Below are 24,932 nucleotides of genomic sequence, written 5' to 3'. Positions count from 1 at the left end.
TTTGCTAAGTTAGCTTGCCAATATGTAAGCACAAAAATGTGAATATTCAGATATGTATTACACTGTACATAAAGCTTGTCATATCGCATTGGTGAATACTTCCTCTGTGATGATATTTATAACAAAAATATAAAAACGTCAGATATAGGGGCAGAAAATGCTAAGGCTTGCTAGCCGAATAGTGTCCATTCGAATTACCGTAGTGTTTGTTTTTTTGCTGGGTATTTTGATGACGACATCATTCGCGATTATTCTCCAGTACCATTTTTCCACTCAAATTGCGACGGATGCTGCGACCAATCATGCGGCAAATGTGGCTCGCAATACCAAAGAAAAAGTGGCCTCATTGAGCCGTAAAGCAACTTATGCGGTTGAGCTTCTTGCTAGAAATACCGCACTGGTTGATGGTGATCAGGTTGGTTCGATTGTCGATGAGCTATTTAGTAACTTGCTGGACAATAACAATGAGTTTTACGCGGTGTACATTGGTTTTGCCAATGGTGATTTTTATGAACTCATTAATCTTGAAGCTAGCCCCGTGATTCGAGAGCAGTTAGGGGCATCATTGACGGATCGATACGCAAAAGTATCAGTCAAAGACGTTAATGGTAAACGTATGATTCATACGCAGTTCTTAACCGAGAAATTTACCTTAAGTCATCAAATTGAATCTCGCTCAGAATATGATGCCACTTCTCGAACATGGTTTCGCATAGCGAATGACATTAAAGCGAGTCAAACAGAACCCTATCTGTTCCATCTTACTCAGGCTCCCGGCCAAACCTATTCAATGGTGATAGAAGAGAGCGATGCAGTTATCGGTATTGATATCGCGTTATCGACAATGTCCGGCTTCTTAACGCGACAGATCTCTAATACTCGTTTTCAAAGTGGTCAAGGGTTTCTGTATAAATCTGATGGCACACTTATCGCTTCAAATAGCGGGACCAAAGAAGAAGCAGAGTATCAACTCTCTCCTCTAGTATTGAGCCAAGAGGAACGAGATTACATTGATAACTTGCATGTCATTCGTATTTCAAATGAGGTTGACTGGGCTCCTTTAGACTATTCAATATCGGGTGAGCCAAGAGGGTACGCGGTAGAGTTTACTAAGTTGCTGACCGATAGCTTAGGGCTCAACATCGAATACGTGAATGGTGTTTCTTGGTCTAAGCTTGTCGATCATTATCATGAAAAACACATAGAAATATTGGCTCCTGTTTACCGAACGGAATTTAACAAAGATTGGGGGATATTTTCAGAACCACTACTGGATATGCCAATGGCGTTAGCGGTTAAAGAAGGAGCAACTCGCTATCAGAGCCTTAGTGAACTAAACGGGAAAACATTAGCAATACCTGCTGGTTGGTCGATTATTCCTGAGCTAAAGAGGGCTTATCCAACCATTAAAATATTGCAAGTAAGCAATATTTTTGAAGCGCTAAAAGCGGTGTTATCTGGTGGCGCTGATGCTGCAATAGAAAGTGAAATTACCTTAAACTATAACTTGGATATATTCTATTTGGACGGTATCAAGGTTCTGTCTAATATCGATATTTCACCGGCACGTTTTGATAGCAATCTTCGTTATGTTTTCCAACCAGAGTACCAACCATTAGCCAAATTAATAAACAAAGCTATTGCCAATGTTAAGCCCAAAGATAGGCAGTATTTAAGCGATAAGTGGTTAAGTAATTCGTCAGAGCTAATTGAAACGGAATCAAATACTGTCCCATACAACGCATTAGTTCAGCATGTGGCTAAATCCGATGAACTAGGGCAGTTGGTTAGAGCGGATCTTGAAAGTGGCGACTCGTATTTTTATATAGCACCCGTGTTCAACGGCACTAATCAATACATTGGTATTGTGTTTAATGCTGAGGACATATTGAAGAACAGTCGTCGAGAAGTTCTTATCTCTATTGGTATTACCGCGTTGTTTATTTTACTGCTTTTACCGGCAAGTTGGCTGTTTGCCAACCCGATTGTATTACCTATCAGGCAGTTAGCGTTAGAGAATGAAAAAATAATGCATCGACAACATCAAGATGTGAAACATAACCGCTCTGCCATAAAAGAGATTGATGAGCTCTCTACTTCCTTGGTGAACATGTCAAAAGCCATTGCAACCCACCAAAAGCAGCAACAAGATTTAATGGATGCATTTGTACAGCTTATTGCTCAAGCCATTGATGATAAGTCACCGTATACCGGAGGGCACTGTCATCGTGTTCCTGAACTGGGTCTTATGCTGGCGAAATATGCCAGTCAAAGTGAGCAACCCTGTTTCCGTGATTTCTCTATTGAGGACGAGGATAAGCATCGAGAGTTTAGAATGGCCGCATGGTTACATGATTGTGGCAAGATCACCACACCGGAGCATGTGGTGGATAAAGGAAGTAAGTTAGAGACAAGCTACAACCGTATTCATGAAATTCGTACTCGTTTTGAAGTGTTGTGGCGAGATGCTGAGATTGACTATTTGAAAGCGGTACATAACCAACCGGAAATGGAAGGACAGTGGTTAGAGATCCGAAATGCTAAGCAGCAGCAGCTTGTTGAAGATTTTCAGTTTGTGGCTCAACACAATATTGGCAGCGAGAGTATGGATGACTGCCATGCTGATCGATTGACACAGATTGCTCAACAGACATGGCAAAGGCATTTTGATGATCGTCTAGGTTTATCTCCTGTGGAAGAGAAACGATTAACCGGCTCAACCCAGAGTTTACCCGTTCAGGAACAGCTGATTTCTGACAAGAGTGAACACAGAATCAGATGGGAAAGGAAACCACATTATGATGAAGATCTGAAGATAAAACTGAAGCCAACTGAATTGCAAAATAATCAAGGGGAGCTATACAACCTATTGATTAGAAGAGGAACATTGAACCATGAGGAGCGATTTAGAATCATGGAGCATACCGTAAGCACTATTAAGATTTTAGAGCGGCTACCTTTCCCGAAAGAGTTGGAGAATGTTCCTCGCTACGCCTCTACCCATCATGAAAACTTAAAAGGGACCGGATACCCAAGAAATATACCAGGAGATGACTTATCGGTTGGAGAACGGATCTTAGTTTTAGCGGATATATTTGAAGCGTTGACGGCAGATGATCGTCCATACAAGAAGGCAAAAACCCTTAGCACGGCCATCGATATTTTATATTACAACGTGAAACAAGATAATATCGATAAGGACATATTTAAGCTGTTTCTAACCAGTGGTGTTTATTTAACTTACGCCAAAACTTACTTGGCGGATAAACAGATAGATGAGGTAGATGTTGAGAAATATCTGGCGGAGTTATAGCGATTTAATAGGAAAGCACCTCAAAAAGAGTGGCTACCCTTTTTGAGGTGTGAAGCAATAAATAGAGGGGTTGTAGTGGACCGTTCTAGATAAAAACCAAAGGTTTACGACTCCGCTTTGCTATGCAATATAGCCAGAGACATAGGGGCAAGCAACATATCGTACTCTAACCTTTCATTGGTGATTCTTTCATTGTTGGTGTTACAAATGGTTATCCAATGCTGGTCATTATTCGATGGGAGTTTGAATCGAGCAGGTGCCGCCGATTGGTTGATCAGATAAATCAGTTCATTGCCTTGCTGCCCAATTCCTAAGTGCAGTGCAACGGCATTTAAGTTGTTCCAATCATCATGTTCCATATGTTGGCCGTCTGCTCGTCGCCAACCCACTCTATTTTGATTTCGCTGTTCACCACTAAACGCTCGCAAGAACGGCAGCATATATTTATGTCTGGCGGCTACAGTGTCACTAACCCACTGTTGGAATAACATTTTTCTTGAGGTTAACTGCCAGTTGAGCCAACTGATTTCATTGTCTTGACAGTAAGCATTGTTGTTGCCGTCTTGAGTATGAGAAAGGACATCGGCGGTCATAATATGGGGGATACCAAAGGAAAAGAGTAAGCTAGCAAAAAAGTTTCGTTTCTGCTTTTCTCTCACGGCTTTGATCACCATGTTATCGGTTTCGCCTTCTTCTCCGTAATTATCAGAACGGTTATCACCATGTCCATCGTGGTTATTTTCACCATTTGCATCATTATGTTTGTGTTTGTACGATACAAGATCTTGTAAGGTGAACCCGTCATGGTAAGTGATGTAATTGACGGTTAATTTTTGTGGCCAGCGACTTGCGCTGTAGAGATCGCGTGAGCCCATTATTCGGGTAGCGAACTCTTTTAAGAAGCCGTGATCTCCGCGCCAGAAGCTACGAGTGATATCACGAAATTTGTCATTGCACTCATTCCAACCGTCTGGGAATCCGCCGACCTGATAACCGTTGGGGCCAATATCCCATGGTTCTGCGATCAGTTTTATCTCTCTTAGGACAGGGTCTTGTGCAACGGCTTTAAAAAAGGCGGAGTGATAATTAAAGGCATCACCTTCTCGACCTAATGTAGCCGCAAGGTCGAAACGGAATCCGTCAATATGATACTCTTCAACCCAGTACCGTAAGGTATCCATGACTAAATTGAGAGACGGCTGATAGGTAAGATCCAGCGTGTTACCACAGCCAGTGTAGTTGGCGTAATGAACACCGTGCTTAATGTAGTATTTGCTGTCTAATGCTTTTAGGTTGAACCAAGCACCGCCTTCTCCCCCTTCCGCAGTATGGTTGTAAACGACATCTAAAATAACCTCAATACCGTTGCGGTGCAGCTCTCGAACGGCAGTTTTTAGTTCTGTAACAGCATCGTTTGCAGCATATCTAGGATCGGGTGTCATAAACAAGTAGGGGTTGTAGCCCCAATAGTTCACTTTGTCCTGCTTGAGTAAATGTTCTTCGTGCATGCAGGCGGCAACAGGAAGGAGTTGCAGTGTGTTGATATTTTGTTCTTTATAGAAAGAGAGCATATCGGGACAGGCGAGCCCTAGATAACGACCACGGTTATTAGGCTTCACTTTTTGATTAAGCTGAGTCGCCCCTTTTACGTGGGTTTCAAACAAAATCGTGTCTTCACGAGCAATTCGCGGAGGTTCAACACCTTGCCAATCAAAGTGACTATCTACCACTAAGCACTTGCTCATTGTCCAGCTTTTTGAGGCGTTATATGGCGCTTGGTAATGTAGCGGTTTCTCTAATGCCTTAGCGTATGGGTCAGAGATCAACATAGCTTCGTCATCAATCTCTACAATATAGCCATACTTACATCCCGCTTTGATATCGCTGATATAGGTATGTCTAACACCAGCATACTCGTCCGTTAGCGGGTAAGTTTGATAGTCAGTTTCGGTCTCAAATATTGCTAGTGAGATGCTTTTATAATTGGGCGCAAATATAGAAAAGTTACACCCATTTTTATCTAAGGTCGCACCTAGAGGGTATGGTCTTGAGCGCAAATTTGTCATTTTAGTCTTTCTTAGCGATTTTATTAATCTTATGCACAATACGGTAAAGGGGATAGCCTTTTAAGGCAACCTCCTTTTGTAAAAGGATCTTAAAAATATAAAAAACATTTTGCTCATCATTTGTTACTGAAAATTTGATGCTGCTAACATTTTGTATAGCAGTACTCGCCGTAAAAAGTGCTTACTCCCCCCTAATATAGTGACCGGCGCCTCAATTTTATCGTCTCAGTCGCTTTCTACGCCTATCTACTCCCCCGAAGAATTAATGAGGGTGGAGGAAGTCAGCCTTGTTTTTACTGCTTACTATTTCATCCGTTGAAACAAATTAGGGAGTTACTCCCACACTGCTGTTTTATCGAGTCGAATTTGTGACTGCCTCACAAGGACGTCTGGAAAAAGTAGCAAAAACATAATAAATCGTTCAGGAGTTAACGAATGAAAAAAGTAAGCGTGATCGCGATAGCAGTGGCCGGCGCTCTGTTGTCCGGAACCGCACTAGCTGAAGATAAAGTTCAGCAAGGGTGGCAAGTCAATGGATATGGAAAGTTGTTATATAACTTTGGTGAGTCTTTAGCTAGAGAGTATACATGGGAACATAGACGAGATTATCGTGCTGCGGGTGCCGCTTTTTCTGCCAACCCAAATCAAGTTGAGTTCTCATTGACTCGCGGCGATAACTACGAAAATGGTTCATGGGCCAAATACGTACTTCAAGCTGAGTATGGTAACCATGAAGATGGCAATGGTCGTGGGTTTTATCCGTCATCTTCTGGTAATGAAGGGCACTATCAGTCGGGTCAACTGGAGTTTAAACAAGCGTATATAGAACTTGGTGATCTGTCTTTCTTCAAAGAAGGTTTAAGCATCTGGGCTGGACAGAGAAAACTAAACCGTCAAGCCGGCATCATCACAAAAGAATTTTGGAAACAGTCCTCTGGTGTTGGTGGCGGTTTTGAAATCAACAACGTCGGTGTGGCGATCGTATCGGCGGATCCGGGTGCTGGTAGCTGTAATGTATCTGGGGATAACAAGAACGATAAGCAGTGTAAGCTAACCTCCGATGGAGAGAGCACCACTCTAAACTCTTTGAATATGTGGTTATACTCGGTTGAAGGTTTATCTGGTCGTTTTGACTTCGATTTTAAGCTTGCTAACCGCGCAAACGCTAAGACATATCGTAACACCAGTGCCGACAATGCTAATGCAGCAAAAGATGGTTTCGGCGGTAGTATTACCTATAGCCGTGACTTCTATGGTTTTGATGGTTGGTCGACGTCAGCTATTGCCTATGGAGAAGGTTTGTTAGCAAACCGTGGGGTTAACTTTGGACAGTTCTCTACTTATAACCAAAGTGATAGAGGTGTATTCGTCACCTCATATGGTGTAGCTAATGTTTCTGAAAATCTTCAGCTTGGTACAGAGTTCGCAATGTGGGAGTTAGACAACAAAGACGGTGATAATGTTTGGGGCACTAAGAAAGTGAACCGTACCTTCTTTGGTGTTACGCCATCTTATAAGATGAATGATAACTTGCGTCTAGAAGCGGTTGTTTCCTATGCAATTGAAACATTAGGAAAAAAAGGCGATTGGGGTCGTGAGGATAAAGCCACATCATTCTATACCGCAACGTTAGCGCCAGTATTTACCGTTAATGCTGACTACTGGGGACGTCCACAAATTAAACCTTATGTGACTTATATGGCGTCAAGTGACGCAAATTATGAGTGGAATAAGAACACCAAAGGCAATGAAACACGCATTGGTATCGAAGCCGAAATATGGTTCTAACCGATAGTTAAATGTGAAAAATCGAGGCAGTCATTTGACTGCCTTAGTTGGTTCTAACCGCTCAATATTGGAAATGATAGAGGAATTAAAATGAAAAATGCATTGCTGGCTTTGTTGCTCGGTGGGTTGGTTTCGGGGTGTGCATCGGAGGCACATAGTGAAGCTTCGCGTTTACCTTCGTCATTATCTGACGGGGATATCTGTTGTACGGCAATGTCAGAGTTTTACTGGACACAACTTGATAGCACTGACAACATCGAATTTGAATTAAATGATGCATCTCCAATATGGCACTTCTCTCAAGGCAATAGTCGCTTTGCTGCGTTTGAGTTGGATCCTAAATCAAAAATGGTTGAAGTAACATTACGAAGCTATATGACTGAGAAACAAGTACTTGCACCACAAGTCATTGCTTTAGATGAGACTTTTAATGTTGTACAGACGTTCGGTCTGGATCAGTTCGATACTTTGTATGGCGATGCGTTAAGACAGAATCGATATCAAACGACGTTGCAGTTAGATGCGGAGAAGACACCTTATTTTGTGGTTTATACCGCCAATAGTGATGTTGGTCAGCAAGTGGTTATCCCTCATCCGGCAAAAGTTCGAGCGATTCGTAGTAGTGCGCCTCTGCCCATGGTGACCGATCTAAAATATGTCCACGCCTTTACCGGTAAGCTGGATATTGAGGTCACGACTCAATCATTAAGAAGTCATGCCAAATCTTCGCAAAAGCAAGCCAGTAAACCGGCGCCTATAGTAAAAAAACAAGCGGTAGTTACGGCCGCACAATCTGGTACGGTTGAGTATTATACTAATGCTATTAAGCAAGCGGTTGATCAAAATGATATAGCGAAGGCGCTGGCGTTATTGGAAGAAGCCAAAGCATTGAATATTGAACAAGCACAACAAGTGTTTATTGATGCAGTTAATAAGAAGTAACCAAGCAAATAAGTAACTTAAATACTCAAGTGACTTGCCTAATTGGAGAGAGAGATGAAACAGCAGTGGTGGCACGATGCCGTCGTTTATCAGATATACCCGCGCAGCTTTTCTGACTCAAATAACGATGGTATTGGCGATATTGCCGGGATAATTAGCAAACTAGATTACCTAGAGACTCTCGGGATTAATGTTATCTGGCTTTCTCCGGTTTATCAGTCTCCGATGGATGATAACGGTTATGATATTTCTGATTATCAAGCCATTGCTGCCGAGTTTGGCACCATGCAGGAGATGAAAACCCTGATAAAGCTCGCGAAGTCTAAAGGTATACGCATTGTGATGGATCTGGTGGTTAACCATACCTCTGATGAACATCCTTGGTTTATCGAAGCGAAGAAATCTAAAGATAATCCTTATCGTGATTACTACATTTGGCGAGACGAACCTAGTGAGGGCGGGTACCCCAATGATATAGATTCTATTTTTGGTGGCCCTGCTTGGCAGTGGGACAGCCAGACCGAGCAATACTATTTTCATCTCTTCTCTAAGCGTCAGCCGGATCTCAACTGGGAAAACCCACAAGTTCAGCAGCAAGTTCATACTATGATGAATTGGTGGATAGAGCAGGGAATTGGTGGTTTTAGGCTAGATGTTATTGATCTTATTGGCAAACAAGTGGATAAGAAAATAACAGGTAATGGTGAACGTCTTCACCCACTATTGCAGCAGATGAATAAGGCCACATTTGGCGACAAAGATCTGCTAACCGTTGGAGAAACATGGGGAGCAAACCCAGACATTGCTAAATTATACAGCCATCCTGATAGAAACGAACTTTCTATGATATTTCAGTTCGAGCACATCACCCTAACATGGGGAAATGGTGATAAATGGCAACCAATTGATCTCGATTTTGTTGAGTTTAAGCGAGTGATGAATAAGTGGCAGATAGAGTTGGCGAATGATGGCTGGAACTCACTGTTTTGGGGAAATCACGATCTACCCAGAGCGGTATCCAAATATGGTGACGACGCCACCTATCGTGTGGAGTCAGCCAAAATGCTGGCGACGGCACTGCATTTTCTAAAAGGTACACCTTACATATATCAAGGTGAAGAAATTGCTATGACAAACGTTAAGTTCGACTCAATCGAGCAGTATAGAGATATTGAAACAACGAACTTCTATAAACTGAGGACGGAATCTGGCGTTCCTGCTCAACAGATGTTGGCAGCACTTCATGAAAATAGTCGTGACAATGCGCGAACTCCCATGCAATGGGATGATAGTGAGCATAGTGGTTTTACTTCGGGCCAACCATGGATCGATGTGAATCCAAATTATAAACAGATTAATGTTGCGGCCGCGCTAAATGATCCTGATTCTGTCTATTACCATTATCAGCAGTTGATACGGTTAAGAAAATCGCATCCTGCCATTGTTTATGGAGACTTTACTCCTCTATTTGAAGAGCATGGCTCTATTTGGGCCTACCTAAGAAGTGATGATAAAGAGACGATTTTGGTGGTGTGTAATTTCCATAATTGTTCCGCTGAACTTAGGTTACCGGATAGTTTCTCGGTAACCGAACAGCCGATTTTAATTGCAAATTATCGTGATCGAGTGGCGTTAGATAGACAACTGCACCTTAGGCCTTATGAGTCGTTTGCGGTACAGTTAAAAGGCAGTCAGTAAGGTACGGTTTACTTGCTTGTTTACTTTTTTGGTAATTGGTAATTGATTACTATCCAAACAGGTTGAGATTTTTATCAGTGCGCACTCCAGAGTGCGCTTTGTTGTATTTATGGCTTTAGGTTTTGACTAATGGCAGTGTGAGAGGGTTCGATTTATAGAAAGTGAAATGATAAGGTTTGTGACATCGTATTGTAGTTATCTCAATTAAACACCAACTATCCATAGCGAATATCGCCAATCTCCTATACTGTTGGTGAAGGTTGTTATTTGTTGTAAATTGGATGCTCTATTGACCATAGAGAATTTCAACAAGAATGTAAGTGTGTTTTCACGCTGTTAGAACTAGAGATTTATGAATTTTATAACGATTGCCCTTGGGGCTACAGGTATTTCGCTACTGCTTATTTTTGGATGGATGGCGTCTTTGTCTGCAAAAAAGAAACGCTTAGCCGCCGAAAAAGAAGAGCGCGATCGTGCTTATAGAAGAGCAATTGAGAGGCAACGAGAAGAAGAACGTAAAGAGCGGATTTTTAAAGCAGAAACCGGACATGTTCCTACTCAACTTTTTTTAGCTAAAGAGGCCGAAATACATAACCCAAGAGAAGCGCTTTATTGGTACGAACAGGCCGCTTTACAGGATAACGAAATTGGCATGTATGGTGTGGTACGTGTGTGTGCCAGAGCAAAAGAAGATGTTGTGCTAGGTGAAAAGTCTAAGTTTTGGAGTTTGGCTATTGAGGCTCATAATGGCAATAACCGAGCAAAGCTTGAGTTGGGTAAAGCCTTTATGGGCGGTCAAGGTACCGATCAAAATATCGATAAAGGGATTGAAACCATTGAAGAGGTAGCTAACGAGGGTAACACCGAAGCACAAATATTCATGGGAGATTGGTATATCGCAGAGTCGAATACCAATCCTAATCCGAAGTTATCTGCTGAGTGGCATTTTAAAGCGGCACAACAGAATAACTCTGAGGGTCAGCTAAAACTCGGCATTCATTATCGCGATGGTAAAGGGGTTGATAAGAATACAACTCGTGCGATTTATTGGTTTGAGGTTGCAGCAGAGCAAGGAAATTTAGAAGCGCAATATTTGGCTGGCGATGTATGGATCGGTCGCGGCTCTAAAGGAAACGCCATCGCCTATTTATGGTTATTTATCTCGGCATATTTTGGTTATGAACCCGCTAAATCAAGACGAGATGATGTCGGCAATATTCTTGGTGTGGATGCTGTCGTCGGTTTACAGGGCATGGCGAAGCCATTGCTGCGTAAGTTAGCAGACGGTGCGCTTGCCAAACATTCGATGATAAAAGCGTTAAATAAACTGTATAAACGTAACAGTTATTTCCCTGAAATTGATGGTAACGAGTTTATGGTATATGAAAAAACATCTGAGCAAGATGGTGAGGATAAAGAGGCCGCAGACAGTAACGACCTTGATTTTTCATATTCGCCAATAGATAAAAAATAACTTTGCACAAGGCTCCTAACAAGGAGCCTTTTTTCTCCCTTCATAGTAATTACTTGATTTCCAATACGTCCATTGAATTCATCTGCATTTTCCTCTGATGGCATAAACCTCGATAAAAGAAAGATCTAATAACAAGCTTTGACAAAGGTAGAGTGTTCGTTCTACCCTGTTGGTAGAATACTTATTCTACTATTGGATACATTATGCTTAAAGAGAAGCTTGCTGCTCGACTTGAAGACGCGTTCAGTGAATATGGCTTTGCTGAACCGAGCGTCGCGCAGTTAAAAACCGCCTGCGATGTTAGCTTACGTACTTTATATAAATATTACCCTTCCAAAGAAGCAATGATCGTTGCAGCTTTAGAGTACCGTCACCAACGCTACTTGGCTTTTTTAACGGAAGTGACTCCTCAGACTGGTATTGAATCTGTTTTATATATGTTTGAACGACTTGAGCTTTGGATGGAGCGATATGCGCCTCATGGTTGTATGTCGTTGAATGCGATCGCTGCCTTTCCTGATAATCAGGTGATCAATCTTGCCGTCAAGCAGCACAAAGAGGCGGTACGTCAATTGTTTGCTAAGCAGAGTGGGACAGAAAGGCGTTCTACCGAGCTGTTTCTGCTGCATGAAGGGGTGTCGAACGCATGGCCAGTCATTGGCAAAGAGGCGTTAACTTCCGCTCAGAACATTATTGTTGAACTATTATCAGAGAAATCACTATGACAACCACGACTCAAACTATGCAAGGTGTGCAGCTTATTGGCCATGGTGGCTTTGAAATGTTGCAATACAAAACAGATTTACCAGTCCCGACTCCTAAGAATAATGAAGTATTGATTCGTGTATCTGCAGCCGCTGTCAATAATACCGATATCAATACCAGAATAGCGTGGTACTCAAAGAATCAGGGTAGCGATGATGACGCGGGTTGGTCTGGAGCCGCTATTGAGCTGCCGAGAATTCAGGGAGCAGATGTGTGCGGGACTATTATTGCGGTGGGCAATAATGTAGATAAAGAGAGAATAGGTGAGCGGGTATTGGTGGAGCCATGTTTAACCGAGCTTAATGGTCAACCTTTGGACTACCCTTGTTACTTTGGATCGGAATGCGATGGTGGTTTTGCCCAATATACCGTTGTTTCATCCAAACATGCCTATCTTGTAAATAGCCCTCTCACAGATGTTGAGTTGGCGTCATTTCCCTGCTCTTATACGACAGCCGAAAATATGTTGCAGCGCGCTAATGTGACTGCCCAAGATAGGGTTCTTATCTCCGGTGCATCTGGCGGTGTGGGCTCGGCAGCGATTCAACTCGCGAAAGCCCGTGGTGCTTATGTCATTGCCATTACCAGTCCGAGTAAAAACGAGCAGCTAAGGGAACTTGGCGCTGACCAAGTTATTGACAGAGAAGCTGAAATAACTGAACAGCTTGCAGAGAACAGCGTTACCGTAGTGATCGACTTGGTTGCTGGAGACAAATGGCCACAATTTTTGACCGTACTCCGCCCTAGTGGTCGATATGCCGTTGCCGGAGCCATTGGAGGGGCATTAGTCGAGTTGGATGTTAGAACACTTTACTTAAAGGATTTAAGTTTCTTTGGCTGTACCGTTCTTGATGAACAGGTATTTGGTAATGTCATCCGCCATATTGAAAACGGAAGTATTGTGCCTCTCATTGCGGATACCTACCCGCTTAAATCCATACAGTCAGCTCAAGAGGCTTTTCTGAAAAAACAGCATATTGGTAAGATAGTGTTAATAGTTGAGTAGCGATTGCTTACCTTTCACGGCAAGTTATTTACCGGCAATAAAAAAGGGCTCTAATGAGCCCCTTTTTTATTGCCGTGCAACGTTATTAGCTGCTTTGCTCTGACTTACATACCGCAGCAGTAAATACTACGTCTGTTGAGCTGTTTAGCGCTGTTTCTGCTGAATCTTGGATAACACCAATAATAAAGCCAACACCAACGACTTGCATCGCGACATCGTTAGAGATACCGAATAGGCTACACGCTAGTGGGATAAGCAGTAAAGAACCACCTGCCACACCAGATGCACCACAAGCTGATACTGCTGCAACGATACTTAGTAGTAGTGCTGTCGGTAGGTCAACATCAATACCCATAGTGTGTACAGCTGCCAGTGTAAGTACAGTAATTGTGATTGCTGCACCTGCCATGTTGATCGTCGCACCTAGAGGAATAGATACAGAGTAAGTATCTTCGTCTAGTTTCAGTTTCTCACATAGGGTCATGTTTACTGGAATATTCGCCGCACTTGAACGTGTAAAGAATGCAGTAACACCACTTTCACGTAGACATTGAAGAACCAATGGATATGGGTTTTGCTTAGTTTTCACATAAACAATGATTGGGTTAACAACCAAGGCAATAATTAGCATGGCACTTAGCAGTACTGCTAGAAGCTGTGCATAGCCTGCTAACGCAGCAAAACCCGTTGTTGCAAATGTTGATGCAACTAGGCCAAAAATACCAAATGGTGCTAAACGAATGATAAAGCGAACAATTTGAGATACACCGTGGCTAAGATCTTCAAATACAGCTTTGGTTGTTGCAGATGCGTGATGAAGTGCAAGACCAAGACCGATAGCCCAAACCAAAATACCGATGTAATTCGCTTCTTTTAGCGCATTAATTGGGTTATCCACTAGTTTGAATAGAAGTGTATGTAAAACTTCACCAATACCTTGTGGAGGCGTTGTACCTTCTGCGCCCGCTACCAGAGTTAGAGTCGTTGGGAAAGCAAAGCTAAGAAGTACCGCGGTAAGTGCAGCAGTAAATGTACCGATTAAATACAGAGTAATAATCGGACGCATATGAGTGTGCTGTCCTTTCTTTTGGTTAGCGATAGAGGCTGCAACTAGAATGAATACTAAAATTGGAGCAACAGCTTTTAACGCACCAACAAATAGACTACCGATTAAGCCAGCGTCTTTTGCAGTTTCGGGTGAAATCGTCGCGAGTACTACACCGAGTACAATACCGACCAATATTTGTAAAACAAGGTTGCCATTGGCAAATCTTGCTATAAGAGTGTTGTTGTTTTGCATGGGATTACTACCTAATAATATAATTTTATTTTTTTGTTTTCAGCTGCGTTGTTTGATGTAACAAACAGTCTGAGATGCATATATTAAGCAAAGTAGCGAATGTGTCTATAGATAAGTCTATTTTTAATCAATAAATAGAAGCCTGTAGCGAAAACTAGAGATAAATATTGTTTTTTTGTTACAGGATGGTAATAAATCTGTTGTGCAGGGGCATTCATATGCCCCTGCAAACGTTTACGATGTTAATGATGTCCTTTTTTTCTGAACTGGTTTTCGTTCTGTATCGAACGGTACATTTTTCCTAGCTGTTTACTACTGGCTCTCTGCTCTGCAATCGTGGCGCTGTTTCTTTTCTGCTCACGAAGAAGCTTTAAATAGTTATTTAAGCGTCGAGCATCAAGAGTGCCTTTCTCTAGTGCTAATTGAACGGCACAACCCGGTTCTGTTTGATGTTGGCAATCAGAAAATCGGCACAGCTCAATGATCGCTTCAATATCGGAGAAGGTTTCACTGACGCCAGATTCACAATCGGTCAACTGTAACTCTCGCATTCCCGGTGTATCTAGCAGTAAACCACCGTCTGGCATAATGTGAAGAGTTCTTGAGGTCGTGGTATGTCGGCCTTTACTGTCGTCTTCTCTTATACCGCCTGTTAATTGCGTTTCTGTTCTCATCAGGGTATTGACGAGTGTGGACTTTCCAACTCCGGATGAGCCCATAAAGGCCACGGTTTTTCCTTGTTTACACCAATCGGTCAGCGGCTGAATGCTCTCACAATCAAGTGCGTTAACACTTTCAATGATTAGCATTGGGTCAAGAGATTGTACTTCTGCTTTTAGCTCGTCGCTGTGTGAACAGAGATCTGCTTTAGTTAATACAATAACAGGCTGTACTTGTGCTTCATTAGCAATAGCAAGATAGCGCTCAATTCGGCTTAAATTAAAGTCGTCGTTCAATGAACAGACGATAAAGAGCGTATCGATATTGGCAGCAATAAGTTGCTGATAAGCTTTGCTACCGGATGCTTTTCTCTGAAACAGTGAGCTTCTTTCTAGCAGTCGCTGAAAGGTGTTGTCTTCATTTAGAATCAACCAATCGCCAACGGTCATTGGTGGAAAGTCGTGATGATGCTCTAATGTAACTGTTCCCGACTCCGTTAATAGCTGATAACCGGAACGGTGATGAGCAGATACACGAGCAATAATGCTTGATTGATAGTCTTCTAATGTAAGTTGTTGTTGAAAGTATGCTTGCCAACCTAGTTGTGACAAAGATAAATGGTTTTTCATTTTTTAAACCCGAGCGAAAATCGCTGAAATTTTACGATTCAGGGGCTAATTTGTTGCGGCATATTAGAACCCCGGTAATAGATGGATCACCGGGTAACAGGAAAGATTATACGAGCAGTGTGGTTTCTACGCTCTTACCGTTACCGGGTGGGTCATTAATACAATCATCTTATCCTCCAATTTTCTGTGAAATTTTACTAAGTGGTTAACACCAAACTGATTGACGACTAGTTCTCTTATAGTTGTTCATTTTTCAGTATGGTAGCTGTTCATTTACGGGCTTATATATACCAGTATTTAAGACTTAGAGTAGCAAAAAAGAGGTACCAACTGGAACCTCTTTTTTACTCTTATTAAATTATTCTAGTCCGAAGATAGATCTTAATGCTTCATTTTCATGCCAGCCATTACTTTCTTGATTGGGGCAGTAAAGGTTTGTTGGTCACCGTTAGCAAAGTTGATTGTTACCTCAATACTTTTACCTTCGATAAAATCTTGTTGCAAGTCGAACAACATAATGTGAAGTCCGCCGGGCTTAAGCTCAACAGTACCGCTGGCTGGGATGCTAATTTGATCAACCTGTCGCATTTTCATCAGGTCGCCTTCTTTAACGTGAGTATGCAGCTCCACTTTACCTGATGCAGGTGAAGAAGCTGAGACGATAGAGCGAGGGGTTTCTTCTTTGTTCATTAGAGTCACGAACACGGCGCTGGTTGGTGCATTTGGTGGGGTAGCCCGCGCATAAGCGTTGTGAATCATTACATCGCTATTTGCAGAAGCAAAAGTACTGGTTAGGGCTAGTGTGGCTAAAAGTAGTATACGTTTCATATCTCTTCCTTTTGATTGATGGCTTAACGCCACTCTTTAATTTATCTGTATTTGGTTATTTTATAATGGGGTTATGTGTCACCTAGTTAGCAAGAACAGAATTTATTGCTTGCACTATTGGCTCAGGATCGAGTGTGTGCGGCACTTTAGTAATTAAGCTTCCGTCTGGCTGTAAGAAGTAGAAGTAAGAGCTATGATCAACAACGTAGTCGATGGCGGACTCTTTTAGCTCTGTTTTTCTAAAAATAACACCGTAGCGATCAGCAACAGGTTGTGTTGTTGTTAATGGCGCTGATAAGCCAGATATCGTTGGGTGAAAATACTGAGCATATTGGTGAGCCGCGACAGGATCATCTCTTTCAGGATCGATAGAGATAAATAACGGGCGAAGTTTAGCTAGTTGCTTATCGTCAAACTCTCTTAGTGCTGCAGACAACATGGCCAATGATGTTGGGCAAACATCAGGGCAGCGTGTATAGCCGAAGTAGACAATTCTAATTCGATCATCTGTTGGTTCAAAAATCCGTACCGGCCTATTATCTTTACCAATAAAAATGGGATCATTGGCTATCTGTTGTGAAGCGGCAATTTGTTGTGCTTTCTCTTCATCTGCCTGTGAATCCATATAGACATTGATGCCGTAACCAAGCCCAAATGCGACAATAAGGGCGATTAACCAGTTCTTTGTCATCTTTCCATCCTAATTGCTGGGTGTACTGTTGTTGTTCCATCGGTTAAGCGGCCTAACCATGTCATACTATCTTGCGTACAAACAGGCAGCATTATAGCGGCTGAATATGTGCCATTGGGTTGCTTGTTTAGTAAAAACTTACTAATGCCCATATCCATTTCTAACCCTTCAACTTCAAGTAACAAGGTCTCTTTACTGGCATTAGGCCAATCTACGGTTAGCTGGCTTTCTACCAAAGGTTTCGCGGTATCATGTTCAAGAGTCATGGTTACATGCTGCTGTTTACATGCTGTGGTTGATAAAAAACAGTAGTCTTTTACATTCATCGCGCTGTCTGAAGTGGAGCTAGGTTTCAGCATATCTTGTACAAAAAAACCGAGTAAAACGGCGCAGCAGAGCGCGAGTATTTTTAATAGTTTCATAGTGAGCAAGAGGTTATCAATAAGTTAACAGATTAACATGATTAAGAAGTGAGGATGTGATTTGGATCTACGACTGTAAAATTTTACAATTAAAAAATAGTAATAAGAGCGAGACTTATTTAAGAGCGGTTAATGCACTATTGTGTGACGGCTCTATTCGTAACAAGAGCCATCACAGGATATGTTCTTAGTGACTATTACCTTTGTCGGCAAATTTCTCCAGTAACAACACAATGCCAACACCAATGATCATCAACCCAATGGCGAGTAAAAGCTGACTTGGTTGAGAGGTTATGGACTCAAACTCAAAGGGTGAGAGGTTCTGTTGTATTAAAGGTACTTGTTCACCGCTAGAGTTTGTACGCCAACTGATGGTCTCTTTCCAAGGCCATATTTTGGGTAATGTTCCAATCATTAGTCCTGTCAGAAACATCAATGTTGAGTCTCTATGACGTTTTAGTAACCACGAAAGTAAGTGAGAGAAAGTAAGCAGCCCAGTAACGCAGCCAGTAACAAACAGTAACAATACCTCTATTTGTAGCGACTTTGCTGCGGCAAGTATCGGTGTGTACATTCCAAGCAGTAATAGAATAAAGCTGCCAGATATGCCGGGTAGAATCATGGCACAGATAGCGACTGCCCCAGCGACAACAATGTTGATACTGGTAGGGTCCATCTGCAGAGGTTTAAGCACCGTGATGGAGTAGGCGAATGCAATCCCTACTATAACGAAGACGCCCCTAACTAAATCTTTTCTATCAACTTGCTTAATGATATGCCAAACAGAGACAACAATTAACCCGAAGAAAAATGACCATAATGGAATAGGGTAAGTAACCAACAGCCAAGAAATCAGCTTCGCTAAGGTTAAAATACTGGTGATGATGCCGCCAAATAAGCAGATCAAAAAGCGTCCATTTATATGGTCAAAAGCGTGTTTTACACCCTCATTTTTAACAATACCGATTAATGAAGGGTTTACTCTGCGAATGCTCTCTAACAAGGTATCGTAAATACCAGTAATAAACGCAATGGTTCCGCCTGATACACCTGGGACAACATCTGCCGCCCCCATTGCCATACCTTTGAAAAAAGTGACCAAATATTTCATCTGTTTCTATTCAACTAACTAGGATGATCGAATTATACAAAATCTGAGTTTAATATATATAGCTGCCGTGAGTTATTCGATATTGTAGGGTTTAGGTTATTCATTCTATTTTTGTGCAAGTAATGTCATAGCAAATTGCACTTGATTTGCATTTTGCAATTGCATTATGCGAGAAGGTGAGCGAAATATTCATATGTTGGATAATTAAATGCCGTAAAACGGCGTTTATTCTAAGTTTTGAAAGTTGGCATGTAATATGCTTTAATACTACTGACCCTTCTTAAAGCCGAGGGTCACCTAGCCAACTGACGTTGTTAGTGAACGAAAATTGTTCACACTATCTATAAGCCAATTGCAAGCATTGCGATTGGCTCTTTTTTTATCTGTACCTTAACTAAATCAATACCCCATTAAGCTAAGCAAATTCTCGGCAGTTTCAATGGCTTCTTTACGATTGGCAATGTTGAGTTTTTGATACAGGTTACGAATGTGAGTTTTGATGGTAGTAGCAGCAACATCCAGCTCTTGCGCAATCTGTTCGTTACTAAACCCTGAATAAATTAAGCCCAGTACCTGCCACTCTCTTTGCGTCAGTGGACTGGTTCTTACCAACTCTGGAATGTTAGGGTGATTGATAAGCTTGTCGACAAAATCTTCGTCAAAGTGAACAGAACGGCTGCGCTGTTTGCTAGAAATATCCTTAATTAGTTGCTGAGCTCGATGCTTTTCAAGGTCACCTAACGAGGCATGGCTACTGAGCTTTTGCAGCAGCTCGTCAATGGTATTACCATCAATTAAGAAATTACCCACCATGCCAGTTTGGTTAGTTAAGCTAAGGGCATGTTTAAGCTTTTCTACCGCTTTTTCTTCATTATTTTGTCGAACATAAAGAATGGCTTCAACAATTAGGTTGCGGTTGATATCCGTCACCAAATTCGCCTGTTCGGCATGTTGTTGCAAGGCATCTAAATGTTCTTGGGCTTCTTCAAATTGACCGACAAAAATTTGAGCTCGGGCGATATTGCGCCACTGAAGTTGGTAAAAGTGGTTTTTGGCATCTGTTGGGCGGTCAGCACTCTCGAGCCATTGCTTAACCGATGTCGTATCCCCTTTCGCTTGCCAGTACAACAACAACGAAAGCGAGGCATTGGCCTTCCAATCTAAATGGTAGCTAGATTGCTGCAATAGATGTTCAATCTGTTCTATAAACCGTGTTGCTTTATCTATTTCACCTCTGCTAATGGCGATTCTCGCGAGCAGTGAATAACAGTGAAGATGCTTGCTTGGATCATGGTTGCCCAATACCTGCATCCCTTTATAGGCACACTCTTCGGCTTCATCTAGTCGATTCCAGCACCACAGCACTTGAGAGCGTAATCGAAGCAGGAACTCATGCAGCGGTAATTGCTGCAGTTTTTGCTCTTCAATCAATTTAAATGCGTTGTCTTGCAGCTCATAAGCCGCCTGCACAAACCCTTGAGCAATTAAGATCTCACTCTGTTGTAGCAGTGCCCAAAGAGCTTGATGATAAAGCTGATATTGGCGAGCGAGCTTCTCTGTTTGTTGCATAAGAGAAAGGGCGCGATCCAATTCGCCATTAACGTGATTCACTTCACCGACAATTGATGTCGCGACAATTCGGCTGCGATAGATGGTGGTATCGAGCTGACTTAGCGCTAGCTCAGCCAGTTCTAACGCCTTTTCAGGATCATTTCTGTTGATGGCTACTTGTGCTCTAAGAGCATTAATCTGACCTTTATCGCTGGTGGTGAGCTCGATATTTCGCTGGGCCATCTGTCGCTCAGATTCAACCAACATACCTTCAACTCGGTCATAACTGTGCTGACTTTGAGCCAGCCACGCCCTTAGTAATGGCAGTTTCATTTCGGAATAGAGCTGATCATCGCTTAATTGAGTGATGGCATCTTCCATAATGGCTAGCTCACCGAGATTAAACATGCGCCAACCGTGCTCAATTAAAATTTGCGCCACCAGTTCACCGTCATGGGATTTTTGAGCATGGGAAAGTGCCTGATGCGGAATGCCAATGTTTAACCATGCTTGCGCAGCGCTGCGGTGAAGAGACCTCTCTTCTTGAGGGATGCGTGACTGCCTTTCGTGAGTGAGAAACTCACCAAATAAGTGGTGGAATCGATACCAGTTTTGCTCACCTTCAAGACGGTAGATAAACAGGCCAAAGCGATTAAGAGACTCAATCATACCTAAGGCGTCTTCTCTTTCCGTGAGCTCGCTGACGAGCTTATCGTTAAAGGTTTCCAGTACCGAACACTGCATTAAAAAATGTCGAGTTTCGGAATCGAGAAGATCAAACACCTCTTCAACCAAATAATCCCATAAATGAGCGTGATTAAACTGAGATACTGACTGGACAGATTGAGCTAAAGTGCGTTTTTGATGTTGAGCTTGCAAGGCAATAAGTTGTAACGCTGACGGCCAACCCTCTACATAGTTGCGTAAGCTATCTGCGGTGGTGTCATCAATGCCTTCGGAAACCCGTTGATTGAAAAAACGGGTAGTCTCTTCGGTATCAAACGCCAATAAATCATTGCCAATTTCAATCATTAAGTCGCGTACTCGTAAGTTCGCGGTGCCTAGTGGTGGGTTAGCGCGGCTGGTTACGACTAACGTAATGTTGTCTGGCATATGCTTGAGGAAAAAACGCATCGCCTCATGAATTTCTTCATTCTGAATCAGATGGTAGTCATCAAGCACCACATAACTTTCATTAAAAAACTCTGATAGCTCAGAGAATACTTCTGCAAATAACGTCTGTAACGAGGAAAACTGCCGGCGCTCAGCCAGTGTTTGTGAGTTCGGACATTGATCCCCTGTGGCGCGATTGATGGCCTGAATAAAATAGTTAACAAATCGAAACGTATCATTGTCACTGTCATCAAGGCTATACCAGCCGACGCTATTTTTGTCAGAGAGCCATTGTGCCGCCATGGTGGTTTTACCATAGCCCGCCGGAGAGCGGAAAAGGATCAGCTTATAACACGGTGCTTGCTGTAATAAGTCTAACACGCGAGGTCTAACGATGGCGTTATGTAACCGGCCGGGCCGAGTGAGTTTTGAGGGTATCCACATAGTTATCGCACTATTTGATTTAGGTTATTCATAAACTGTTTTTATCCTACGATAAGGTGATATCAACATAAAACGGCTTATCTGCGATATGTATGATCTGCCGCATAATTATGAGGTTCTACGCCCCGAAATTGTGATAAACATCTCATAAGTATAGTTTGCTAGATGGAAAAACGGCGGCTACCCGTACATATTAGTATTTATGAAATGGGATTCTATTACTACCACTAGTGGTGAAGCTAGCCATGGCTTAACGGGATAAATTCAGGCATTAGTGTGATGAAACTACTATTTTCAATCAATGTTTCTGACTGAGTAATTTATAGCCAATGAGTAATGGAGGAGGTAATCGAAAGTTATACGTGACCTGAGTCGCTATATTTTTAACGCTAGCAGCAGTTAGTGTGACTTAGATCGCTAAGTGTGTAGAAGAGTAGGGTCTACGCCCTAGCTACTCCTCCTCTCCACTCTTTAAGTTAGGAGGATGTTCTGTTGACTATCAAGATGCAGGATATGCCATAGATAAATTGAAACAATTATGAGATGTCACTATGAAACCGACGCAACAAAAAAAGTTTGATAAAGCGCAGTTCCAAGCCGATGTAAAAATGCATTTAACCGCAACTTACGCAACGAAGGTTGAAAATGCACAGCCACGTGACTGGTATTTAGCAATGGGTCGCGCTCTAGCGGAGATGACAACCTTTGATTTGCTAGAAACAGAAAATGATAAAGCGATTCAAAATGCGAAAAGTGTTAACTACCTTTCATTAGAGTTCTTGATTGGCCGCCTTACGGGTAACAACTTGATCAGCATGGGGCTTTATTCGCAAATAGACGCAGCCATGAAAGAGCTGGGACAGAGTCTAACTGACCTGTTAGAAGAAGAACGTGACCCATCACTGGGCAATGGTGGTCTTGGTCGTTTGGCTGCTTGCTTTATGGACTCATGTGCTGCTCAAGAGTTTCCAACGGTTGGTTATGGTCTTCACTACGAGTATGGTCTGTTCAAACAGTCATTTGATCAGTGTCATCAACAGGAAGCGCCTGATGCATGGCGTGGTGTTGAAGGTTACCCTTGGGAAGTTGCACGGCCAAATATTGCTCAAGAAATCGGTTTTTATGGTCACGTAGAAGTGATTAATGAAAATGGAAAAGAGAAGCGTCGTTGGGTTCCGGGTATGCAAGTAAAAGCGATGCCGTGGGATCTTCCTATTGTGGGTTACGAAAGCAATACCGTTTACCCATTGCGTTTATGGGAATGTCAGGCCATTGCACCTTTTTCTTTAGAAAGCTTTAACAATGGTGACTACTTTGAAGCTCAGCACTCATTGATTGATGCGGGTAACATTACCAAAGTACTTTATCCAAATGATAACCACGAGAAGGGTAAAACTCTTCGCTTAATGCAACAATACTTCCATAGTGCGGCATCTATTGCTGATATCTTGCGTCGCCACCTTAAAGCTGGTCACAAGTTAGAAGACTTAGCGAAATATGAAACCATCCAGCTAAATGATACACACCCAACTATCGCTATTCCGGAATTAATGCGTATTTTGGTGGATGAGTATGAGTGGGCTTGGGATGATGCATGGGCACTGTGTTCTAAAACATTTGCCTATACTAACCATACCTTGTTGCCGGAAGCATTAGAAACATGGAGCGAGTCGTTAATTCAGCGCTTGCTGCCTCGTCATATGGAAATCATTTATCATATCAACCATCTGTTTATGCAAGAAGTGCGTGCTAAATGGCCGGGTGATGTTGAGAAGCAACGCAAATTATCTATTATTCAAGAAGGCTTCCACCGTATGGTACGTATGGCCAACCTTTGTGTTGTTGGTTCTTATGCGGTAAATGGTGTAGCGGCACTTCACTCTGAGTTGGTTAAACGTGACTTATTCCCAGAGTTCCACGAACTTTACCCAAATCGACTGCAAAACGTGACTAACGGGGTAACACCTCGCCGTTGGTTGAAGTTCTGTAATCCTAAGTTGTCAGCTCTTATTAGCGAGAAGATTGGAGATAAATGGCCAGCCGACTTGGATATGCTAACAAAAATAGCCGAATTTGCGGACGATAAAGCCTTCCAAGATGACTATATGGCGGTTAAAAAAGCCAATAAAGAGCGTCTAGCCGATTGGGTACAAGAGAACATGGGTATTGAATTAAATACCGATGCGATTTTTGATGTGCAGATCAAACGTCTTCACGAATATAAACGTCAACATTTGAACCTGTTGCACATATTGTCCCTGTATCATCGTCTATTAAATGATCCTTCGTTTGATATGGCGCCACGTGTGGTGTTCTTCGCCGCGAAAGCCGCACCGGGCTATCATCTAGCCAAAGAGATCATTTATGCCACCAACAAAGTGGCAGAGAAAATCAACAGTGACAACCGTGTGAACCACAAACTGAAAGTGGTCTTTATTCCTGATTATCGTGTCAGCATGGCGGAAATCATTATTCCGGCTGCAGATGTGTCTGAGCAAATCTCTACCGCAGGTAAAGAAGCTTCGGGTACAGGTAACATGAAAATGGCGCTTAATGGTGCACTAACCATTGGTACTATGGATGGCGCAAACGTAGAGATACGTGAAGAAGTGGGTGATGAAAACATCTATATCTTCGGTCTAGAAGTTGATGGTGTTGAGGCGTTGCGTGCTCGAGGCTACAACCCATTTGATTATTACAATGCTGACCACCTGCTAAAAGCGTCAATGGATCTTCTGTTAGGTGATGAATTTACACCAGGAGAGCCGGGTAAACTGCGCGCAGTTTATGACAGCCTGTTGGACGGTGGTGATCCGTATTTGTGTCTTGCTGACTTTGCCTCTTACGTGAAAGCGCACGAAGCGATGGATCAACAGTACCGTGAGCCGCAAGGTTGGGCTCGTAAGGCGATTCTAAATACGGCGCTGGTAGGTAAGTTTAGCTCTGACCGTTCAATACGTGATTACGTAAATAACATCTGGAAATTACAAGCCGTAAAACGCTAGTTATTTGCCTGTTTGAGCTGGGAGCGCTGTTTTCGCAAGCATAATTTAGCGAGTGCAGTTTCCCGGCTCTACTGGATCCAATAGTGGTTTTACCAAAGAGCATTATTGGATCCGGTAAGTTACCTA

16 protein-coding genes are annotated in these 24,932 nt (G+C 42.5%); 8 read left to right on the top strand and 8 right to left on the bottom strand.

All coding sequences use genetic code 11. The annotated features are described in order from the left end of the window. Window positions 1–157 precede the first annotated feature (157 nt). Entirely contained in the window at window positions 158–3,313 is a 3,156-nt protein-coding gene (locus tag F0227_RS00310) for an HD domain-containing phosphohydrolase (RefSeq protein WP_171751149.1), read from the top strand. 104 nt (window positions 3,314–3,417) lie between these two features. Here F0227_RS00310 and glgX read toward each other — a convergent pair whose 3' ends face one another. Further along, complete coding sequence (gene glgX, locus F0227_RS00305) at window positions 3,418–5,379, bottom strand: glycogen debranching protein GlgX (protein WP_171751148.1); 1,962 nt, start codon at window positions 5,377–5,379, stop codon at window positions 3,418–3,420. A gap of 435 nt (window positions 5,380–5,814) precedes the next feature. Here glgX and F0227_RS00300 point away from each other — a divergent pair, with 435 nt between their 5' ends. The 6 genes from F0227_RS00300 to F0227_RS00275 all read left to right on the top strand — a co-directional run bounded on the left by F0227_RS00300 (window position 5,815) and on the right by F0227_RS00275 (window position 13,052). After that, a complete protein-coding gene (locus tag F0227_RS00300) occupies window positions 5,815–7,167 on the top strand; it encodes a carbohydrate porin (RefSeq protein WP_171751147.1) in 1,353 nt (450 codons plus the stop codon). A 90-nt stretch (window positions 7,168–7,257) separates the two neighbouring features. Further along, complete coding sequence (locus F0227_RS00295) at window positions 7,258–8,109, top strand: MalM family protein (RefSeq protein ID WP_171751146.1); 852 nt, start codon at window positions 7,258–7,260, stop codon at window positions 8,107–8,109. Between the two features lie 54 nt (window positions 8,110–8,163). Next, window positions 8,164–9,807 (top strand): alpha-glucosidase, encoded by a 1,644-nt coding sequence (locus tag F0227_RS00290; RefSeq protein WP_171751145.1) that lies wholly within the window; start codon window positions 8,164–8,166, stop codon window positions 9,805–9,807. A gap of 352 nt (window positions 9,808–10,159) precedes the next feature. After that, window positions 10,160–11,281, top strand: coding sequence for a tetratricopeptide repeat protein (locus tag F0227_RS00285; protein WP_216613285.1), 1,122 nt, complete (start codon window positions 10,160–10,162; stop codon window positions 11,279–11,281). Window positions 11,282–11,484: 203 nt separating this feature from the next. Next, window positions 11,485–12,006: a TetR/AcrR family transcriptional regulator gene (locus tag F0227_RS00280; protein ID WP_171751144.1), complete on the top strand. Its 522-nt coding sequence runs from the start codon at window positions 11,485–11,487 to the stop codon at window positions 12,004–12,006. Further along, the gene (locus F0227_RS00275; RefSeq protein ID WP_171751143.1) at window positions 12,003–13,052 is read left to right on the top strand and encodes an alcohol dehydrogenase family protein; all 1,050 of its coding nucleotides are present in this window, start codon (window positions 12,003–12,005) and stop codon (window positions 13,050–13,052) included. Before F0227_RS00280 ends, F0227_RS00275 begins: the two co-directional genes overlap by 4 nt. An 85-nt stretch (window positions 13,053–13,137) precedes the next feature. Here F0227_RS00275 and sstT read toward each other — a convergent pair whose 3' ends face one another. From sstT to malT, 7 genes are all read right to left on the bottom strand, one after another. Beyond that, a complete protein-coding gene (gene sstT / locus F0227_RS00270; protein WP_171751142.1) occupies window positions 13,138–14,352 on the bottom strand; it encodes a serine/threonine transporter SstT in 1,215 nt (404 codons plus the stop codon). 242 nt (window positions 14,353–14,594) lie between these two features. Next, window positions 14,595–15,641 carry a ribosome small subunit-dependent GTPase A gene (gene rsgA, locus F0227_RS00265; RefSeq protein ID WP_171751141.1) on the bottom strand — a complete coding sequence of 349 codons (1,047 nt, stop codon included), beginning with the start codon at window positions 15,639–15,641 and terminating at the stop codon, window positions 14,595–14,597. A 381-nt stretch (window positions 15,642–16,022) separates the two neighbouring features. After that, entirely contained in the window at window positions 16,023–16,469 is a 447-nt protein-coding gene (locus tag F0227_RS00260; protein WP_171751140.1) for a copper chaperone PCu(A)C, read from the bottom strand. 82 nt (window positions 16,470–16,551) lie between these two features. Then, window positions 16,552–17,160 (bottom strand): SCO family protein, encoded by a 609-nt coding sequence (locus F0227_RS00255; RefSeq protein WP_171751139.1) that lies wholly within the window; start codon window positions 17,158–17,160, stop codon window positions 16,552–16,554. Further along, the gene (locus tag F0227_RS00250; RefSeq protein ID WP_171751138.1) at window positions 17,157–17,582 is read right to left on the bottom strand and encodes a hypothetical protein; all 426 of its coding nucleotides are present in this window, start codon (window positions 17,580–17,582) and stop codon (window positions 17,157–17,159) included. The genes F0227_RS00255 and F0227_RS00250 overlap by 4 nt, the downstream gene beginning before the upstream one ends. Window positions 17,583–17,769: 187 nt before the next feature. After that, entirely contained in the window at window positions 17,770–18,693 is a 924-nt protein-coding gene (locus F0227_RS00245) for a DUF368 domain-containing protein (protein WP_171751137.1), read from the bottom strand. Window positions 18,694–19,092: 399 nt separating this feature from the next. Then, entirely contained in the window at window positions 19,093–21,801 is a 2,709-nt protein-coding gene (gene malT, locus F0227_RS00240) for an HTH-type transcriptional regulator MalT (RefSeq protein ID WP_171751136.1), read from the bottom strand. Between the two features lie 551 nt (window positions 21,802–22,352). On the opposite strand from malT, the gene F0227_RS00235 reads away from it, so the two are divergent. After that, window positions 22,353–24,806 (top strand): glycogen/starch/alpha-glucan phosphorylase, encoded by a 2,454-nt coding sequence (locus F0227_RS00235; protein ID WP_171751135.1) that lies wholly within the window; start codon window positions 22,353–22,355, stop codon window positions 24,804–24,806. The last annotated feature ends 126 nt before the right edge of the window (window positions 24,807–24,932 follow it).

The organism is Vibrio sp. 99-8-1 (assembly GCF_013114595.1).
Lineage (GTDB): Bacteria > Pseudomonadota > Gammaproteobacteria > Enterobacterales > Vibrionaceae > Vibrio.
Note: the sequence above shows the minus strand (reverse complement) of the source record. Positions and strands in the feature narration are given on the sequence as shown.

What these genes read in the sequence shown, in the direction of transcription:
- F0227_RS00310 (WP_171751149.1), top strand. Translation starts at nt 158, where the DNA reads ATGCTAAGGCTTGCTAGCCGAATAGTGTCCATTCGAATTACCGTAGTG.
- glgX (WP_171751148.1), bottom strand. Translation starts at nt 5,379, where the DNA reads ATGACAAATTTGCGCTCAAGACCATACCCTCTAGGTGCGACCTTAGAT.
- F0227_RS00300 (WP_171751147.1), top strand. Translation starts at nt 5,815, where the DNA reads ATGAAAAAAGTAAGCGTGATCGCGATAGCAGTGGCCGGCGCTCTGTTG.
- F0227_RS00295 (WP_171751146.1), top strand. Translation starts at nt 7,258, where the DNA reads ATGAAAAATGCATTGCTGGCTTTGTTGCTCGGTGGGTTGGTTTCGGGG.
- F0227_RS00290 (WP_171751145.1), top strand. Translation starts at nt 8,164, where the DNA reads ATGAAACAGCAGTGGTGGCACGATGCCGTCGTTTATCAGATATACCCG.
- F0227_RS00285 (WP_216613285.1), top strand. Translation starts at nt 10,160, where the DNA reads ATGAATTTTATAACGATTGCCCTTGGGGCTACAGGTATTTCGCTACTG.
- F0227_RS00280 (WP_171751144.1), top strand. Translation starts at nt 11,485, where the DNA reads ATGCTTAAAGAGAAGCTTGCTGCTCGACTTGAAGACGCGTTCAGTGAA.
- F0227_RS00275 (WP_171751143.1), top strand. Translation starts at nt 12,003, where the DNA reads ATGACAACCACGACTCAAACTATGCAAGGTGTGCAGCTTATTGGCCAT.
- sstT (WP_171751142.1), bottom strand. Translation starts at nt 14,352, where the DNA reads ATGCAAAACAACAACACTCTTATAGCAAGATTTGCCAATGGCAACCTT.
- rsgA (WP_171751141.1), bottom strand. Translation starts at nt 15,641, where the DNA reads ATGAAAAACCATTTATCTTTGTCACAACTAGGTTGGCAAGCATACTTT.
- F0227_RS00260 (WP_171751140.1), bottom strand. Translation starts at nt 16,469, where the DNA reads ATGAAACGTATACTACTTTTAGCCACACTAGCCCTAACCAGTACTTTT.
- F0227_RS00255 (WP_171751139.1), bottom strand. Translation starts at nt 17,160, where the DNA reads ATGACAAAGAACTGGTTAATCGCCCTTATTGTCGCATTTGGGCTTGGT.
- F0227_RS00250 (WP_171751138.1), bottom strand. Translation starts at nt 17,582, where the DNA reads ATGAAACTATTAAAAATACTCGCGCTCTGCTGCGCCGTTTTACTCGGT.
- F0227_RS00245 (WP_171751137.1), bottom strand. Translation starts at nt 18,693, where the DNA reads ATGAAATATTTGGTCACTTTTTTCAAAGGTATGGCAATGGGGGCGGCA.
- malT (WP_171751136.1), bottom strand. Translation starts at nt 21,801, where the DNA reads ATGTGGATACCCTCAAAACTCACTCGGCCCGGCCGGTTACATAACGCC.
- F0227_RS00235 (WP_171751135.1), top strand. Translation starts at nt 22,353, where the DNA reads ATGAAACCGACGCAACAAAAAAAGTTTGATAAAGCGCAGTTCCAAGCC.